The organism is Chitinophaga sp. GbtcB8 (genome assembly GCF_019091455.1).
Taxonomy (GTDB): Bacteria; Bacteroidota; Bacteroidia; order Chitinophagales; family Chitinophagaceae; genus Chitinophaga.
The window spans coordinates 490,083-507,671 of the sequence record NZ_JAGXJN010000002.1 but is presented as its reverse complement, the minus strand read 5'-3'; the positions used below and the strand labels follow the sequence as shown (position 1 = coordinate 507,671).

Here is a 17,589-nt window from a genome sequence, read left to right as displayed (position 1 = left end):
CCGGCCCATTAAAATGGAACCGGCTTTCTCTATTCTATATAATGTGTGAAGGTATCAATACCCGGGATTCTGCTCTGCTGCGCGTTCATCGGCAGTAAGCGGTACACCGTCCTTAAAGAGGCGATCAATGTGCTGCTGCGGAATGGGGCGTAGCTTGTGAAATGGTTTCATGTTGCCGGCTGCAGGATTAAAGAGCTTTATTCTTTCAACAGATGTTTCTGTACGCGCCAGGTCCATCCAGCGCTGGAACTCACCTAACAGCTCCCGTGTTCTTTCATTCAGCATAAAATGAATGAAACGCGCAGCTTTGGAGCTGGCAGACGGCGGGTACTGCTCATGCGGATCATTCGCATCAAAAGCAGCTTCCGTTACCTGTACCAGGCTCTCAGTGCTGCTTACATCCCCCTGCACACCACCTTCGGTAAACCAGTAATGCATGGGTTTTGCTTCGCCCTGTTTGTAAGCGGCCCTGCGGCGCAGCGCATTAATGTATTCCAATGCGCGGCCATAATTACCACCACGGCCATACGCTTCTGCAGCAATCAGGTAGGTTTCTGCAAGGCGTGCATATACGCCGTCACGGCCGGCGGTTTCAGTGGAGATATCCAGGCGGGTGGGATCCATGTGTTTGATCAGCGACAGGAAATCCTGTTTATTAAACTTATTGCGCGTTATCCACAGGTAAGGCTTCCTGGCGATCTCCGCATCAGGCACATTCTGGTGCAGGGTAAGCAATATGGCAGTGTCGCCCAGCTTGAACTTAGGCTGCCCTACCAGTGCTGGCGAAGGCGCATTGTCTACCGTCCATTTGGGAATATTGGCGGCGTTGTTAGAGAGGTAGGTGGTGCGGAAGCTTTTATAAAAGCGGGAATCATTTTTCCGGTCAAAAATATCCAGGGTATAATTAGTAGGCATCAGGCGGCGGAACGGGCGCCCGTAGGGAATATCCCGCTGCATACCGGGTTTTTGGTCGTACACCATCTGGTAGTACAGGTGCGTGCGGTTGCCGGAGCCGTTCAGCATAAAGGCATTGTTGTTGAACTGTGCAGCCAGTATCACTTCACGGTTTTCCTGGTTGTTAATGTTCCAGAGATCGGCGTAGTTATCTAACAGCTGGTAAGGCCCGTCTGTGATCACCAGGTTAGCCCAGTAAGCGGCGCTGTCCATATCTGAAGGCTTTTGTCCGCGTTGTTCCGTAACAGCGCTGCCACGGGTTAAATATACCTTGGCTAAGTAATGCCTGGCAGCACCTTTGGTAATACGCCCGTATTGCGACTGGGTGGCAGGCAGTGTTGCAGCGGCAAACTGCAGGTCGCTGATAATGGTTTGGTAAATATCTGCAACGGGAGATCGTGCAAACTCAAGACGTACCGTAATATCACCGGTAAGTGTAAGCGGCACGCTTCCAAACTGCTGCACCAGCATAAAGTAATAAAAACCCCGCAGGAAACGCAGCTCTGCAATGCGCAGGTTCTTATTGGTATCGTTCGTGTAAAACTGCGTGCCCTCTATTTTTGGAATGCGTTCTATGCCCATATTGCAGGCATTAATGGCGCGATAGTAGGCTGTCCACATATCATGAATGTATGCGGCGGAGGTAGGGTTCAGCTGGGCAGTGAAATCGTCAAAATATTTATTCTGCCCGTCAGATGCTTCGGTGTATTCATCTACGCCGTAGTTGAACAGGGTAAAGCTCTGCTCCCCGTTAAACAGATAACGAAGCTCGCTGTACGCGCCATCCACCAGGTCTTCTATCCCGGTTTCGGTATTGTAATAATCATAAGAGATCTGTGTTACCATTTCCTCATCCAGGAACTTTTTGCAGGAAGGCAGCAGCAGAATGGCTATCAGTATATATAATCGCTTTTGCATCATTTTTCAGTTTATGGGTGAGGGTTAGAAACCTACGCGCAGGCCTATCACTATGCTTTTATCACTCAGGTTATTATCTATCAGCTGATCGTTTATGTTGGTCTGATAGTTGGCAGTAAATTCCGGGTCCAGGCCTTTGAAATCTGTGATCAGCCAGGGATTAAACGCCGTAACATATACCCGCAGGTTCTGGATGTGCAGGCGTGAGATCATGCTCTTTGGCAGGTTATATGCCAGCGATACATTACGCAGCTTCACAAAAGAGGCTTTCTGATACAGGTAAGATTCCGGGTAATCTATCCGTTCCTGGTCCTGCCGGGGGCGCGGGTATACGTTGGATGGGTTGGCCGGTGTCCAGTAATCCAGCTTCCTTTCCGTATAACGTCCTGCCAGTGAAGGACGGTAATAGCCGCTGGCTACCATCTGCCCTATACGTGCGTAAAAGAAAAAGGAGAACTCCACGCCTTTGTACGCAAAGGTGTTCACAATACTGCCTGACCAGTCGGGTACGTTGTTGCCAATAACCATACGGTCACGGGCATCGATCACCTTATCATTGTTCAGGTCCAGGATCTTGCCCTGGCCGGGTTTGCGGCCATATGCGGCAGCGGCATCCGCTTCATTGGTTTGCCATACACCAATGGGTTTCCAGTCGTAGTATACCGTTACCGGCTGCCCTATGAACCAGCGGTTGGCAATATCGTCGTTCTTGGCGCCGTACAGCTCTGTGATCTCTTCTTTGTTCTTGGCAAATACCAGGTCGGTGGTCCAGCGGAAACCGCTGTTGGTTTCCATATTCACTGTTCCCAGGCTCACTTCCACACCACGGTTGCGGGTAGATCCGATGTTCTCCTGTATAAACCCAAAACCGGATACCGTGGGCACCTGCCGGTCCATGATCAGATCGCGGGTATTGGCCTGGTAAACATCTACGGTACCGGTTATACGTCCTTTTGCAAAGGAGAAATCAATACCGCCGTTCACCTGGTAAGTGGCTTCCCATTTCAGCGCCGGGTTAGGTATCAGGTTGGGTAAGTAACCCCATGCAGGATTATCACCCCATACATAACGGGTTTTTGCCAGGCGGCCCTGCACCGTGTACGGGCTAATGGCGGAGTTACCTGTTTTACCATATCCCACGCGCAGCTTCAGCTCATCTAAAAAGGAGATGCCTTTCAGAAAGCGCTCTTCCTGCATTTTCCAGGCCAGCGCAAAGGAGGGAAAGAAGTCCCATTTGTTACCCGGCGCCAGCACGGAAGACCCGTCAAAACGACCAGATACCGTAAGCAGGTAACGGTCTAACAACGTGTAGTTCACACGGCCCATGTACGACATTAACCTGCGTTGCGAATAATCGCTGCTGAATGCATCCGGCCCGCTGTTGTTGGTAGATCCCAGGTTGTAGAACAGCTGTTTATCGTACGGCAGGTTAGACACCGTAAGCCCGGATGCCTCATACCTTTCATGCTGTATACTTTGCAGCAGCGTTAGGCCCAGGCTATGCTGCTTATTAATTTGTTTATCGTAGTACAGCAGGTTTTCCAGCACATAGGAAAACCGCTGCTGCTGGTCATAAATAGCCTGCGACGTACCGCGGTTACGGTTAGTGCTTAGCGATCCGTAGAACTGCCCGCGGCGGTACTGCCTGTAATCGGGGCCAAAGTTCATACGGAAGCGCAGGTCCTTTGTGAGCTGTATTTCGCCGTAATAGCTGCCCATCACATGCGTGGTGCGGCGTTCATCAATTACATTATCGATATTGAACAACGGGTTAAAGATCAGCGCATCGCCACCTGGCTGGTATATTTTATTACCAGCGCTGTCATAGGGTACGGCCAGGGGCAGCTGTCCAATAGCGTTAAAGTACAACGGCGCGCCGTATTGCTGGGTAGCTACGCTGGCCATGGTGGAGCCGCCTACGCGTATAATGCGGCTCACATTGTAATCCACTCCCAGGCGTACATTGTACCGCTCAAAGGATTGTGTTTTCTGGATGCCGCTTTCATTGTAATACCCCAGCGACATTACCACCCGCACTTTCTCCGATCCGCCGGAAACGCTTACCTGGTGGTCCTGCTTAATACCGGTGCGCAGCGCCATCTTGGCCCAGTCCGTGGTTCTTACTTTACCAGCATTGTAAATGGGTAAGGAATCAAAGGAACCCATACCGTACAATGCAAACTGCTGCTGTTCTGCAGCAGTAGCTGCGCGGTATTTGGGGATCAGGTTGGCTTTGTCTGCCCACTCATACCCCTCTGCTACAGATTCCCACATGTTAGCATCGCCCTTAAATAAATTAAAGTCCTGTTTAGGATTGGGAAAGGGAGTGGTATAATCCAACGGATCGCTGTTATTGCGGTAGGCCTCCCGTCTCAGCTCTGCAAACTCGCCCCCATCCATCATATCCAGGGTAGTGAGCGGTTTTGAAAAGCCAACATACCCATCGTACGTTACAGAGGCTGCACCGATCTTGCCTTTTTTCATGGTCACCAGTATTACGCCGTTGGCGCCGCGGGAACCATAGATGGCGGTAGCAGATGCATCTTTCAGGATCTCTACAGATGCTATGTCGGATGGGTTAAAGTCATTGATGCTGGAGCTGTCCGGCAGCGGAATACCATCCAGCACCACCAGCGGATAGTTGGTAGCTTTCAGGGAGCGGTTACCGCGAATGCGGATCTGCGGGTTATCGCCCGGGCGGAAACTGCTGGCGGCCACATCTACCCCGGCAGCCCTGCCCTGCAAGGCCTGCGAAATACTTTGCACGGGTACCTGTTTTAATTGCTGGGCGCTTACGGAAGATAAGGATCCTGTTACATCACTCTTTTTGCGGGTACCGTACCCAACCACCACTACTTCTTCAATAGCGGTTTGGTCCAGCGCCAGCACCATATTAATAGTGCTGCGGTTGCCGATCTCCTCCTCCTTACGTACATATCCTACAAAAGAAAAAACCAGGGTGCCCTGGCCATTGCTAACGGTGAGCCTGTAGTGCCCGTCCTTATCTGTAACCGTACCTGTGCTGGTACCTTTCAGCGCTACCGTTACACCAGGCAGCGGGCTATTGGTCTCTGCCGCTGTTACACGGCCGGTAATGGTGATGGCAGGCGCTTCGCGCGCAAAAGAAATTAAATGGCTACAACAGACAAATAACGTAAAAAGCAGGGCTTTCGCAAACAGGAAGGCGATCCCGTTGCGTTTCGTGGATGTACGCATATTGTTTCAGATTTTGGGTGCGAGGAAAAGGTTGATACTTTCTGCTACATGTTCATAACGTAGCTGCTAAAGTAGCAGAAAGGCGGGGTGGAAAGAATGGAAAATCGTACAGATGTATGGATAAATTGGTGGGGCAAACGGCGGCTTGACCTGCAAATAATCCATATTTGGGAATTTTTGTACCTTCCATGGTAAGTAAATATCAGAATAAATGAAAAGAAGGACCAACAGGGGGATGGCATTACGTACCGGGGTAAGTAAAATACGCCATTATTTCCGTCTTTCTGCTTATAAAAAACTCAAGGAACAGGATCTAAGTGACCTGGAAGAAAAAGGCTTTGAAGTAATGTTTGCAAATATTGGAAAACGTGCTGCTACCAATGCCATCAATGAAAATAAAGCATTGGGAATTCCTGTTACCTTCTGGCAAGACGGATGGGTAGTACGCAGAATGCCGGATGGCAGCATTGAACGGCTCCAACAGGCAGCACAGGTCAGGGAAAAACAATTCAGGAAAGGCACTGTACTCCATGTCAGAAAAACACACTAGCCGTATGCGGGTATTTGCCGGCCCTAACGGGTCCGGTAAAAGCACCACTATTAGAGAAGTTCAACGCAATTTTTATACGGGTGTTTACATCAATGCAGATGATATAGAAAAAACCGGGCGGGAAAAAGGCTTTATTAACCTGGGAGATTATGGTTTAACCGCTGATGAAACAACTTTTACTAATTTCCTTCAACAATCTACCCTATTTCAAAAAGCGAACCAGGAAGGGTTTCCAATAGATCTTACATTTTCAGACAATATCATAAAAATAAGAAAGGATACTCATTCCTATGAAGCTGCTTTAATTGCTGAGTTCCTGCGCCAATTGCTGATTGAAGAAGGCAATACTTTTTCTTTTGAAACAGTAATGTCGCACCCCTCCAAACTGGATATATTTAGAAATGCCCATGCAGCCGGCTTTAAAAACTACCTGTACTTTATTGCAACAATATCGCCTAAGATCAATATTGATCGCGTAGCGGCAAGAGTAAAAAAGGGCGGGCATGCTGTTGACCCACGTAAAATCGAAGAACGTTATTACCGCTCCCTGGATCTTTTAGCTGACATGATACCTTATTGCCATCGGTGTTACCTGATCGACAATTCACTGGAAGGAAAATACCGTCTAATAGCAGAAATTGAAGATAATGAAACAGTCATCATTCATAATGATGATATTCCGGATTGGGTGTATACCCATGCTATCCAAAAAATGGGATTTGACCAATAATTACCTACAACCTCTCATAATCTTCCCGCGTATCCACATCCACCTCTCCCAACGGGAACGGCACAGCCGCCACTTCCTGCTCAAACTGCGCTAACAGCTTTTTAGCGCCTTCCTGGCCTTTGAGGGCCATCAGCCCGGGAAAGAATTGCTTATCAAACAGCACAGGCACGCCCATGGTGTTTTTATAGTAGCTGGCTACAATGCCTTTGCCGGTGTCCAGCTTTTGCTGCATGAGCTGCTGCAGGTGTTCAACACTCACATGGGGCTGATCGCATACCATTAAGATCACGCCGGTGGCCAGGGGCGCTTTTTCCTGCAGGGCCGATATGCCGGTACGGATAGAGGAGCTCATGCCCTCTTCCCAATCCTTGTTCTCTATCATGGTTACCAGCTCTTTGGGAACTTCCGGGGAAATGATCATGGCATGCGCGCCCAGTACCACTATTACGGGAGTGCAGCCTGAGCTCAGGGCCGTTTGTATAGCGTGCTGCAACAGGGTTTTGCCCTGGTAAATGAGCTGTTGTTTGGGAGCGCCCATGCGGGTAGAGGCGCCCGCGGCTAAGATGATGATGCCTGTCATAATAATGGATTAATGCAGTACAGCTGGTTCCCCGTTGTGCGGGGCATGAATAGGGGTATTTTTATCGCGCAGCGGGCTACCACTGCGGTTAGACAGCACAGCTTTGATCTCCGCCATTACCGACAGCGCAATTTCTTCCGCACCTTCCGCGCCAATATCCAGGCCGGTGGGCCCATACACTTTCTGTAGCTGTTCCGGGGTAATGGTGATGCCGGCTGCGCGCAGCTCTTCCAGCATACGGTCCAGCTTCTTTTTAGGGCCCAGGGAACCAATGTAGGGCAGCTCCAAAGGCAGCAGCTGCCGCAGCATGGCCAGGTCGTAATTATAGTTGTGCGTCATGAGCACCACGGCGGTACGGTCATCAATCACTATTTGCGATAAAGCCTGTTCCGACCTGGAAACCAGCACTTTACCAGCCTGCGGGAAACGCTGCAAGGTGGCATAATTAGGGCGGCCATCTACCACCGTGGTTTCCCAGCCCAGCACTGCTGCCAGGGCGGTTAACGGAATAGCGTCATTACCAGCTCCGAAAATGATCAGGGCCGGCGCAGGCTGCACCACTTCTATAAAGGCAGTGAAAGTATGCGTGTAGGTGTATTGTTTGGTAACATGCAGCTGGGTACGCAGCGCTTCCTCCGCATCCTGCAGTAAAGTATTATCCGGCCATTCTATGTTGCTGAAAAATGTATTTTTCTGTACGCTGTTCTGCGTAAGCAGCAAAACAGTACCGGGTTGTGTTCCTTTTTTATCTTCCAGGGAGAATAAAGTAGCCAGCACGGAGGTTTGCCGCTGCTGCAGGCAGGCTTTTAATAATTGAATGGGATGATCGGGCGCTGTGGGCACAACAGGCTCTATTAAAATATGGATGATGCCATTGCAGCCCAGCTGCACGCCCAGTTTGGCATCGTCTTCGTCGGTAGTATCGTAGGTTACCAGCATGGCCTGCTGGCGGAACATTACCTGCTGGGCTTTGCGCAGGGCATCGCCCTCCAGGCAGCCTCCGCTGATAGCGCCGGTCAGCTGACCGTCTTCTGTAATTAACATGCGTGCTCCGGCGCGGCGGTAAGCAGAGCCTTCTACCAGCACCACGGTGGCTAATGCGGTTTGTTGTCCTTGCAGTTGAGCTTTGTCAAACGCGGCTACAATGTCTTTGAGCTCTTTCATCGTTCCTAAAGTTAAAAGTAAAAACGTAAAAGTAAAAGGCAGGCCGTTATCTTAAAGTAAAAAAGCAAAAGGTGACGAGTAAAACGATTGCTTTACCCGTCACCTTTTATATATCTAATAGTCATCTCATTTCGCCCATCGCCTTCTCACTTCGTTCCTTACACTTCGCTCTGCTGCTTCTGCACAGAGAACACCGCTTCGCTATTCATAAATGGCTGTGATCTTAACCGATGGCCGGTAGCGGCAAAAATAGCATTGCCTATTGCTGCGGCTACAGGTGGTAAGGCCGGCTCGCCTAAACCCGTGGGCTTTTCATTATTTTCAATAAAAGCTATTTCCACCGGCGGCGCTTCCCGCATGCGTATCAGGCGGTAACGGTCGTAGTTGGTTTGATCCGGCTTGCCTTTGGTAAGGGTCAGCTCACCGAACATGGCATGTCCCAAACCATCTATCATAGCGCCTTCCACCTGGTTTTCCGCTCCGCTCCTGTTAATGATGGTGCCGCAATCCACTGCGCAATAGATCTTGTTGATCTTCCATTGCCCGTTCACGTTACTCACTTCCGCCACCTGCGCCACATAGGTCTGGAATGAGAAGTGTGCGCTTATTCCCTGGAACACACCGGGTTTAGACTGGCCCCAGCCGGCCATTTGCGCTACTTTTTTGATCACGCCGGCATAACGGTCAGGATTATAATCCATTTTGCCTACCGGCTGCGCTTTGGCCTGCTCCAGCAGCTCCAGGCGGAATGCTACGGGGTCTTTACCTACGCCGTGCGCAATTTCATCCAGGAAAGATTCTTCTGCAAAAGCAATGTAGTTATGAATGGGTGCGCGCCAGGGGCCTGTAGTTACGGGCGATTTATACTCGTGCGTATCCACCTGCAGATTAGGTACTGCACCGGCAGGGAAATTATCTTCACGCGATGTATTACCAGTTACGCCTACAGAATGGTGATGCCAGGCAATGAGCCTGCCGTTACTATCTGTTGCGGCCTTGTATTTGTATAAAGCCATGGGCCGGTAAAACCCGCCGCCCATATCATCTTCCCTTTTCCAGATCACATTTACCGGGGCTTTGGCCAGCTGGGATACTGCCACAGCTTCCTCTACGAAATCGGTCATGAGCCTGCGGCCAAAACCGCCACCCATGCGGGTCATGCCTACCTTTATCTTCTCCTTAGGGATCTTGAATTTTTCAGCAATGGTATTACGCGCTTTGTCCGGCAGCTGAATAGGCCCATACAGCTCAACACTGTCAGCTTTTACATCCGCAAAAAAGTTCATGGGCTCCATGGGGTTGTGCGGAATAAACGGGCATTCAAATGTTGCCTCAAATGTTTTGGTACCGGCAGCCAATCCTTTTTTGATGTTGCCATCCTTACGTTTTGATTCTTTTGGCAGCTGTTCCAGCGTCTTATTAAAGTTGGCTTTGTAATCAGCAGTGCTTTCCAGCGTGCCATCATCTTTCCAAACCGGTTTTATGGATCTGGCAGCCTGCATCACTTCCCAGGTGCTGCGGCCCAGCACTGCTATCTTGTTATCAAAGGTCACTACATCTTTTATGCCCTGGTATTTGCGGGCAGCATCCTGGTTAAAGGATTCCAGTGTTTGCCCGAATGCAGGCGGACGGATAATAGTGGCATACAACATGCCTTCCCGTTTGGTATCAATACCGTATTTCTGTTTGCCGGTAATAATGGCTTTGGTATCGTAGTTCCCTATACGTGTGCCAATGATCTTAAAGCGCTTCGGGTCTTTCAGCTTCACATCTTTGGGTACGGGCATGGTAGCTGCTTTTTCTACCAGGTCGCCGTAAGAGATCTTTTTGCCGCTGTCTTTATGAAACACCATACCAGCTTCCGTGGTGCAGGTGTTGGGAGCTACCTTCCATTTATCGGCAGCTGCATTCACCAGCATTTGCCGGCCGGTGGCGCCTGCCTGCCGGAATGGATCCCAGCTGCTGCGTACAGAGCCACTGCCACCTGCTACCTGGCGTGTATACTTGTCCGTATCCAGGGCGGCTTGCTCAATGATCACGTTCTTCCAGTCTACATCCAGCTCTTCTGCCACTATCATGGGCAGGGCAGTTTTCACCCCCTGTCCTATTTCCGGGTTGGGCGCCATAATGGTCACCAAACCGTCGGTACCTATTTTAATGAATGCATTCAGGGTTTGCATTGCTGCGGGCGCATTGCTACCGGAAGGGCTACACGAAGCTAAATACTCCATGCCTAATATCAAACCTCCGCCGGCCGTAATGCCGATCTTGAGGAAATGTCTTCTGTTGATGGTGGATGTGCTCATGATTTACCTCCTTGTGCAGCCAGGTGAATGGCTTTTTTAATTCTGTTATAGGTACCGCAGCGGCAAATATTGCCCGACATCAGATTATCAATCTCCTGGTCTGTAGGCTGCGGTTTATCTTTCAGGAAAGCTGCTGCGCTCATGATCGGCCCGGACGGGCAGTAACCGCATTGCGGCACATCCACTTCTTCCCAGGCTTTTTGTAAAGGATGATCTCCTTTTTCAGACAGTCCTTCAATGGTCACTATTTTTTGCTGACCAATGGCGGATACCGGTACGGAGCAGGACCTCACAGCATCACCGTTCAGGTGCACGGTGCAGGCGCCGCATTGTGCAATGCCACATCCGAACTTGGTACCTGTTAGTCCTGCAAAATCGCGGATCACCCATAACAAAGGCATTTGCGGGTCTACATCTACTTTGTAGTCAGTGTTGTTGATGGTTAAGTTGAAGACAGCCATAACAAGGGTTTAGAGATTACACCAATGATAACGTTAGAAATATAATACAATATTTTGCTTTGGGGAAGTAAAAATACATTGGTGGTAAAGTGAAGGGAGCTATTTAATTAGATAGGTAAAATATAAAAAAACGGGATGCCGCCATATCCTTTACAGGCTTATGTTTGCGGCACCCCAGCTTTGATCTTATATTTTAACGACCGTTGTATATTATAATACTATTCGGCAGGTATTTATCTGTTTTGCTTTGGACGCATTGGTAGTAGAAATTATTAAGCGTTAGTGCCACCATCAATAGTAGTTACTGCACCATTAAAAGAGCGGCCTTCTGCGCTTGACAGGAACGCTACATATGCTGCAATATCGTCTGCGGATCCGTATTTAGGAATGGCCATTAAGGTGCGTTGATGATCGGAATGTGGTCCGTTCTGCGGGTTCATATCGGTATCAGTTGCACCGGGCTGTATCAGGTTCACAGTGACCTCGCGTGCGCCGAGGTCGCGTGCCAGTCCTTTGGTAAGGCCAATGAGCGCGGCTTTTGTCATGGAATAGAGCGTCATACCCGGCGCCCATACCCGCTCTGCCAGGTTGCTACCAATGGTAATAATGCGGCCACCGTTGGGCATATGCGCAAGCGCTGCCTGCACTGCTACAAATACTGCCCGTACATTTACAGATACTACGCGGTCAAATTCTGCCAGGGTATGTTTGTCTATTTGTCCGTCTATCCAGATGCCTGCATTGTTCACCAGGATATCTATGCTACCAAAGGCTTTGCCTGCCTGGTTCACCGCAGCGGTGAGGGCTTCGGCGTTTTCATTGTCAGCAGCAATGGCTATTGCTTGTCCGCCGGCAGCTTCAATTTCTTTAACTACTGCCTGTGCTTTATCTGCAGCGCTTACGTAAGTGATGGCTACTTTTGCACCTTCATGTGCCAGGCGTTTGGCGATAGCGGCGCCCATACCACGGCTCCCTCCTGTTACCAGGGCTGTTTTGTTCTCTAAACGTTTCATATGTTATGATTTGAATGTTGGAAGTTTATATTAGAATGATCATTCCATTATTGGTCAAAAAAAAGGCGATCATTGCCTGATCACTTGAATTAAAAACTCTGCCATTTGTGTTACGAGCTTTTTATTTTTTGAGATGATATAGGTTTGCCACAATCCACTGAAGTTAGCGATGATATAACTGGCCAGCATATTTACATCGCGGTCTTTGCTGATCTCCCCTGCTGATTGCGCTTTTTTAAGTAATACCTCCAGGATATCATTCAGGCGGGCGCCATCATTCTTCAGGATATTGCTCACCTCTTTATCTGTTTCTGCCAGCTCGAAGGAAGATTTCACCACCATGCAGGCTTTACCTTCCTGCAGCGTTCTTTCCAGGGCTTTGCGGATAATGGCTTCTACTGCATCTATAGACGATAGCGCACCAGCAGCAGCTGCTTTGTATTCCTCCTGTTTATCTGTAGCATAATTGCCCAGGCATTGCAGGAATAGGGCGTGTTTATCGCCATAAGTATCGTAGATGCTGGCGCGGTTCAGCTGCATTGCTTCTACCAGGTCCTGCATGGAAGTGGCGTGGTAGCCCTTTTCCCAGAACAGGTCACGGGCTTTTTCCAATCTTTCTTCCGGGTCAAATGCTTTGTTTCGTGCCATGATGAGGCAAAGGTACGATAACGGAACGATTGTTCCAAATATAGATTATGAAGTGGGGTTATGTGGAGTAATGGTTGTGGTCCCTGCCATTAGTGTATGATGGAGTTTCCGGAGGGTTGGTTACCGTTCTCAAAGGTTTTATAAACATTTCCAGGATTCTTATAACCGTTCCCGGAGGTCCAATAAACGGGCTGCACCCGCCTGTTTTGTAATCCGATGGTGCGTTTACTATCGTATTAGGCGTTGTTATGTTATAGGGCTTTATCAAGCGCATCACGCCGGGCAAAGGCCCGTTTATTGGACCTCCGGGGCCGGGGAGATCGAAGCGATGGAAGAACATTATGTTGGTTGCTGTGGTTCCTCATATTGTCTCGTTGTTTCCTAATTATGGGTCCGGTGATCAGAGCAATGAAAGTCCTTTTTGTTGATAGCTGCGGTTCCTTATATTACCTCATGTTTCCTATTATGGGTCCAGTAATCGGAGCGATGAAACTCCTTTATGTTGGTTGCTGCTGGTTCCTCACATTATCTCGTGTTGCCTGTTTTCTCTTAGCTACACTGTTAAAATTTTTTGATAACACGCTCTCTCGCCGGGCCTCCTACCCATCCGAGCAGCGGACCTTAGCCGGCGCGATACGCTTGATAATGACACATCCCTATTTACAGCTGATACGACCCACTAAGCCCCAATAGACTTACCGAACAGGCGGGTACAGTTCGTTGCCGGATGGGTGGGAGAACCCTACATGCTTTCCAACATACTCCCGCAATGCTTCATTCAACCGCGCAGTAACAGCCCCCGGTTGCCCATTACTAATAGGTTTCCCATCCAGCTGCAATACAGGCAAAATGTATTTAGTAGTGCTGGAAATAAAAGCCTCCTTTGCAGCACGAAACTCTTCTAAGGTAACATCCCGCTCTTCCACTTGGTACAATCCGCCAGCTACTTTTAAAGTATGCATTCGCGTAATGCCTTTTAAAATGTTGCGGGATGGCGTTACTACAATATCATCCTCCGTAACCATAAAAATATTTGCACGCGGGCATTCCGTGATCAACCCATGCCGGTAATACAGCAGGTCATCTGCCTGTTGCTCCTTTACAAACGGCTGCAGCCAGATGGCCATCAGGTAATCAATGGTCTTTATTTCCGGCAGCTGCCGCTGATGATTGTAGCTTACCAGGCGCAATCCTTTTTCAAAGGCATCTGCAGCAAGCGGGGCCAAAGGTTGTTGCGTGATCACCAGGTTAGGCGTAGTAATACTATACCCGTCCTGCGGGTAACCGCCGGTGCAGGAAATACGGATGCCGGCATCGGGGACCTGGTTGCGTTGTATTAATTCATGGATGATCGCTTTCAATTGCTCCGGGCTTTGCTGCAACGGCAGCCGCATTTGCGCTGCGGAATTGTAGAAGCGGGCCAGGTGGTCATCCAGGAAAACCGGTATGTTATTGGTCGTTTTAAAGAAATCAAAAATGCCGTAACCACGTTGTGTTGCCAGGTCAGTGACCAGCAAGGCAGCCTCTGTGGCGGGTACAAATGTATTGTTGATAAAAACAGCCGCTTGGTTCATGCTGCGTAGATATTTGCCGAAAGATAAGGCAGTACGCGGGTATTTCTATATTTTGATCACTACTTTTCCCATCAGGCAGCCCGTAGCAAAATATTCATAGGCTTGTGCAGCTTCCTCAAAGGGAAATACGCGGTCTATTACCGGGTGCAGCAGGTGTACGGCCATGGCGCGGATCATGGCTTCCAGGCCGGTACGGTGGCCAACAAATAAACGGCGCATGGTAACCAGGTTGCCGGCCAGTATGATGGGATCTATTGTTATCATCTTTTTTTGGATGCCCAGCACACTCACCAGCGCTACATTGGCATTGAGCGCAGTTACCTGTAAGGATTGCTCAATGGTATCGGCCCCGCCGGTTTCTATGATATGATCTATGCCTTGCCCGTTCGTGAGCGCCCGTACTGCAGGCGGCCAGTTGGGTATGGTATGCCGGTTGATCACATCATCCGCGCCCAGCTCAATAAGCCGCGCCGCCTTCTCCGGGCAGGAGGTAATGGCAATCACTTTTGCACCCAGCATTTTGGCAAACTGTAAAGCAAACAATGCTACGCCGCCGGTGCCTATAGTAAGTACGGTTTGCCCCGGTGTAATGGGCCCGCCGCCGGTTAGTGCGTTCCAGGCCGTTAATCCTGCGCAAGGCAAGGTGGCCGCTTCCTCCCAGCTCAGGTGTGGTGGTACATGTACCAGGCTTTCTTCTTCCAGCAAGGCATATTCCGTGAGCATACCGGGCAGTGTGCAGCCTAATTGGTGCCGGCCAAGCTCACGGCTAAAAGGCCCGTCTACCCAGCGGGCAAAGTAGCTGCCGGCTACATGATCGCCTATGGCAAACTTTTGTACAGCTTCACCAGTAGCCACTACTTCTCCTGCCCCATCGCTCAGCGGTATTACGCCCGGTACTGACGGCAGCGGGTACACGCCATTCAGGATATAGGTATCCCGGCGGTTCAGGGATACGGCATGCATACGTACCAATACTTCTGTAGGGCCGGGTTCCGGGATGGAATGTTGTTGCAGGATGAGTTTTTTTACAGTGGCTGTATCTTCCAGGTGATAAGCTCTCATGATCATTATTTTGATGGCAAAGCTAGGCCGGGTCAGTGCCTGCGGGTTTATCCAAAGACGCCAATCATTGATCATTTTGCGCCACGGCATCACAGCCAGTTGTATTTACACTTATCTTGGCACAAATTTCAGGATGTATGGATCTGCAAAAAGCATTAGTGAAAAACCTGCTGGCCTATGCAGTGCGGCGGGAAATATCTGCGGAGCAGTTATGCTCACTGGCAGGGCTTTCTATCTCCGCCTTACAAAGTAAAAACCCGTTGGTCATTACACCAAAACAGCTGAATGATCTGTGGTTAAACGCCTGCCACCTGAGTAACGATCCTTTATTCGGGCTGCACCTGGGCGAGTCCATGCAGGCATCTGCCCTGGGCATGGTAGGGCTCATCATTCAGCATAGCAGCACAGTAGGCGAAGCGCTTACACAGGCGGCGTCCTTCACGCACCTCATCACCGATCTGTTTGGCATGCAGGTTACGCAACATAAAACAGGTTTCACCGTACAGTTCATTCCTTATAAAGATGGCACACAGGAACACAGTTTCGCGTTTCAGCAAATGATGGACCTGTTTATGGCCTATACCCTGCATGAAATGGACGGACTGGTATTGCAGCCCATTCAGCCCAAACAGGTGAAGCTGCCCTTTCATAGCCATAATGAAGCGGAATACCAGCGGGTGCTGCGTTGTACGGCTATACGGAAATCAAAGGAATATGTAATTGAGTTTGATAAACAGCATTGGGATACGCCGGTGATCACTGCTAATTACGCTTTACAAAGCCTGCTGCTGCAAAAGGTGGGCGCGGTAGATGATACGTTAAGCAACATTCCCAACCTGCGCACCCGGTTAAGCAGTTATTTACTGGCCAATGCTTACCTGGGCATTCCTTCTTTGGAAGACCTGGCCGCGAACTTTAACACCAGCGCCCGTACGCTGCAACGCAAGCTGCAGGAAGAAGGCATTACCTACCAGCAGCTGGCTGAATCAGTACGCAAATCGCTGGCCCTGCATTACCTGGAATCCGGTAGTTACCCTATAAAAGAGATCTCGTATATACTGGGATATAATGAGCTGAGTGCATTTACACGGGCATTTAAAAGATGGACCGGCAGCAGCCCGGTGAATTATTTGAAAAATTAGCTAATGTGATGACATCAAAACAATTCCAGCTGCCCGTTCGCCGGCGGCAATATCTCACCAAAATTAGAAAGCCCGATCCCTAACAACCGTACTTTATTATCCTCATAAAAAGCCGCGGTCATCAGCTGCCTTGCGGTAGCCTGTATGGTAGCAACATCATTCACCGGATAGCTAAGCGATAAATTCCGCGTGATCTGCCGGAAGTCACTGTACTTCACTTTCAGCGTAATAGTACGGCCCTTTAGATTGTATTTCACTAAGCGGTTATGTACGGTTAGCGATAGCTTATCCAGCTCCGCGTACATTTCTTCCAGGGTGGTAAGGTCGTAAGGGAAGGTATCTTCTGCGCTGAGGGATTTGGTTTCGCGGTGTGGTTCTACGGGCCGGTCATCAATGCCCCGCACAATGCGGTAATAGAAACGGCCGGGTTTACCGAAATGCTGGGTAAGATCTGCTTCCGTAAGTTTTTTCAGATCAGCGCCGGTGTGCAGGCCCATGCGTTTCATCTTATCTGCCGTTACCTTGCCTACGCCAAAGAACTTTTCTACCGGCAGCTTTTCCATAAAATCTTCTATTGCAGAAGGGCCTATGAAGGTAAGGCCATCCGGCTTTTGCATATCAGAGGCTATCTTGGCTACAAACTTATTTACCGATACGCCGGCAGATGCAGTAAGCCGGAGCTCATCCTTTATAGCCTGCTTGATCAGCTTAGCCACTTCTATGGCAGATCCTACCTGCAGTTTATCCTCTGTTACATCCAGGAAAGCTTCATCCAGGGAAAGGGGTTCTATCAGGTCGGTGTAGCGGTGAAAGATCTCGCGGATCCTGCGGGATACCTCTTTGTACACATCAAACCTTGGACGTACGAAAATAGCATCCGGGCAAAGCTGCAGCGCCCTTTTGGATGGCATGGCAGAACGGATACCGAATTTGCGCGCTTCATAGCTGGCAGTAGCCACTACCCCGCCCCGGCCTTCAGGCGAGCCGCCGACTACAATGGGTTTGCCGCGGTACTCGGGAAAATCGCGCTGCTCTATGGACGCGTAAAAAGCGTCCATATCTATGTGGATGATCTTGCGGAGCGGTTTAGAAGGTTCGTTTTGCATGCAGCACCAGGTAGCAAAAGACAAAGATAGGAAGGGATGGGAGAATAAAAAGGAAAAGGCCCCTGAGGACGGCTCCCTGACATTAACAAGATATTAACCTTTTCGATGATCGTTTATCATAATTTACGGCCTCATTGCATCTAAGGACAGTAATACACCTATCGA

General features: G+C 49.6%; 14 protein-coding genes. 3 read left to right on the top strand and 11 right to left on the bottom strand.

What is annotated here, in order from left to right; translation table 11 throughout:
* Window positions 1-54 precede the first annotated feature (54 nt).
* Both KVT36_RS04960 and KVT36_RS04955 read right to left on the bottom strand, forming a co-directional pair.
* Complete coding sequence (locus KVT36_RS04960; RefSeq protein ID WP_217602395.1) at window positions 55-1,872, bottom strand: RagB/SusD family nutrient uptake outer membrane protein; 1,818 nt, start codon at window positions 1,870-1,872, stop codon at window positions 55-57.
* Window positions 1,873-1,896: 24 nt separating this feature from the next.
* Window positions 1,897-5,088, bottom strand: a complete 3,192-nt coding sequence (locus tag KVT36_RS04955) for a TonB-dependent receptor (RefSeq protein WP_217602394.1) — start codon at window positions 5,086-5,088, stop codon at window positions 1,897-1,899.
* Window positions 5,089-5,299: 211 nt separating this feature from the next.
* Here KVT36_RS04955 and KVT36_RS04950 point away from each other — a divergent pair, with 211 nt between their 5' ends.
* Both KVT36_RS04950 and KVT36_RS04945 read left to right on the top strand, forming a co-directional pair.
* Window positions 5,300-5,638 (top strand): hypothetical protein, encoded by a 339-nt coding sequence (locus KVT36_RS04950; RefSeq protein WP_217602393.1) that lies wholly within the window; start codon window positions 5,300-5,302, stop codon window positions 5,636-5,638.
* A 4-nt stretch (window positions 5,639-5,642) separates the two neighbouring features.
* Complete coding sequence (locus KVT36_RS04945) at window positions 5,643-6,368, top strand: zeta toxin family protein (RefSeq protein WP_217602392.1); 726 nt, start codon at window positions 5,643-5,645, stop codon at window positions 6,366-6,368.
* Between the two features lie 4 nt (window positions 6,369-6,372).
* On the opposite strand, the gene KVT36_RS04940 is transcribed toward KVT36_RS04945, so the two are convergent.
* From KVT36_RS04940 to KVT36_RS04905, 8 genes are all read right to left on the bottom strand, one after another.
* Window positions 6,373-6,948 (bottom strand): NTP transferase domain-containing protein, encoded by a 576-nt coding sequence (locus tag KVT36_RS04940; protein WP_217602391.1) that lies wholly within the window; start codon window positions 6,946-6,948, stop codon window positions 6,373-6,375.
* Between the two features lie 9 nt (window positions 6,949-6,957).
* Window positions 6,958-8,112 carry an XdhC family protein gene (locus tag KVT36_RS04935; RefSeq protein ID WP_217602390.1) on the bottom strand — a complete coding sequence of 385 codons (1,155 nt, stop codon included), beginning with the start codon at window positions 8,110-8,112 and terminating at the stop codon, window positions 6,958-6,960.
* A 158-nt stretch (window positions 8,113-8,270) separates the two neighbouring features.
* Window positions 8,271-10,418: a molybdopterin cofactor-binding domain-containing protein gene (locus tag KVT36_RS04930; RefSeq protein ID WP_217602389.1), complete on the bottom strand. Its 2,148-nt coding sequence runs from the start codon at window positions 10,416-10,418 to the stop codon at window positions 8,271-8,273.
* On the bottom strand, window positions 10,415-10,879 hold the full coding sequence (locus tag KVT36_RS04925) for a (2Fe-2S)-binding protein (protein WP_217602388.1): 465 nt from the start codon (window positions 10,877-10,879) through the stop codon (window positions 10,415-10,417). Before KVT36_RS04925 ends, KVT36_RS04930 begins: the two co-directional genes overlap by 4 nt.
* Window positions 10,880-11,151: 272 nt before the next feature.
* Window positions 11,152-11,892 (bottom strand): SDR family NAD(P)-dependent oxidoreductase, encoded by a 741-nt coding sequence (locus KVT36_RS04920; protein ID WP_217602387.1) that lies wholly within the window; start codon window positions 11,890-11,892, stop codon window positions 11,152-11,154.
* Window positions 11,893-11,961: 69 nt separating this feature from the next.
* A complete protein-coding gene (locus KVT36_RS04915; protein ID WP_217602386.1) occupies window positions 11,962-12,540 on the bottom strand; it encodes a TetR/AcrR family transcriptional regulator in 579 nt (192 codons plus the stop codon).
* 695 nt (window positions 12,541-13,235) lie between these two features.
* Window positions 13,236-14,114 (bottom strand): aminotransferase class IV, encoded by an 879-nt coding sequence (locus KVT36_RS04910; RefSeq protein ID WP_217602385.1) that lies wholly within the window; start codon window positions 14,112-14,114, stop codon window positions 13,236-13,238.
* Between the two features lie 45 nt (window positions 14,115-14,159).
* Window positions 14,160-15,176, bottom strand: coding sequence for an NAD(P)-dependent alcohol dehydrogenase (locus KVT36_RS04905; RefSeq protein WP_217602384.1), 1,017 nt, complete (start codon window positions 15,174-15,176; stop codon window positions 14,160-14,162).
* Between the two features lie 137 nt (window positions 15,177-15,313).
* Between KVT36_RS04905 and KVT36_RS04900 the strand changes: the two genes are divergently transcribed.
* Entirely contained in the window at window positions 15,314-16,318 is a 1,005-nt protein-coding gene (locus KVT36_RS04900; RefSeq protein WP_217602383.1) for an AraC family transcriptional regulator, read from the top strand.
* 14 nt (window positions 16,319-16,332) lie between these two features.
* Here KVT36_RS04900 and dinB read toward each other — a convergent pair whose 3' ends face one another.
* A complete protein-coding gene (gene dinB, locus KVT36_RS04895) occupies window positions 16,333-17,424 on the bottom strand; it encodes a DNA polymerase IV (RefSeq protein ID WP_217602382.1) in 1,092 nt (363 codons plus the stop codon).
* Window positions 17,425-17,589 lie beyond the last annotated feature (165 nt).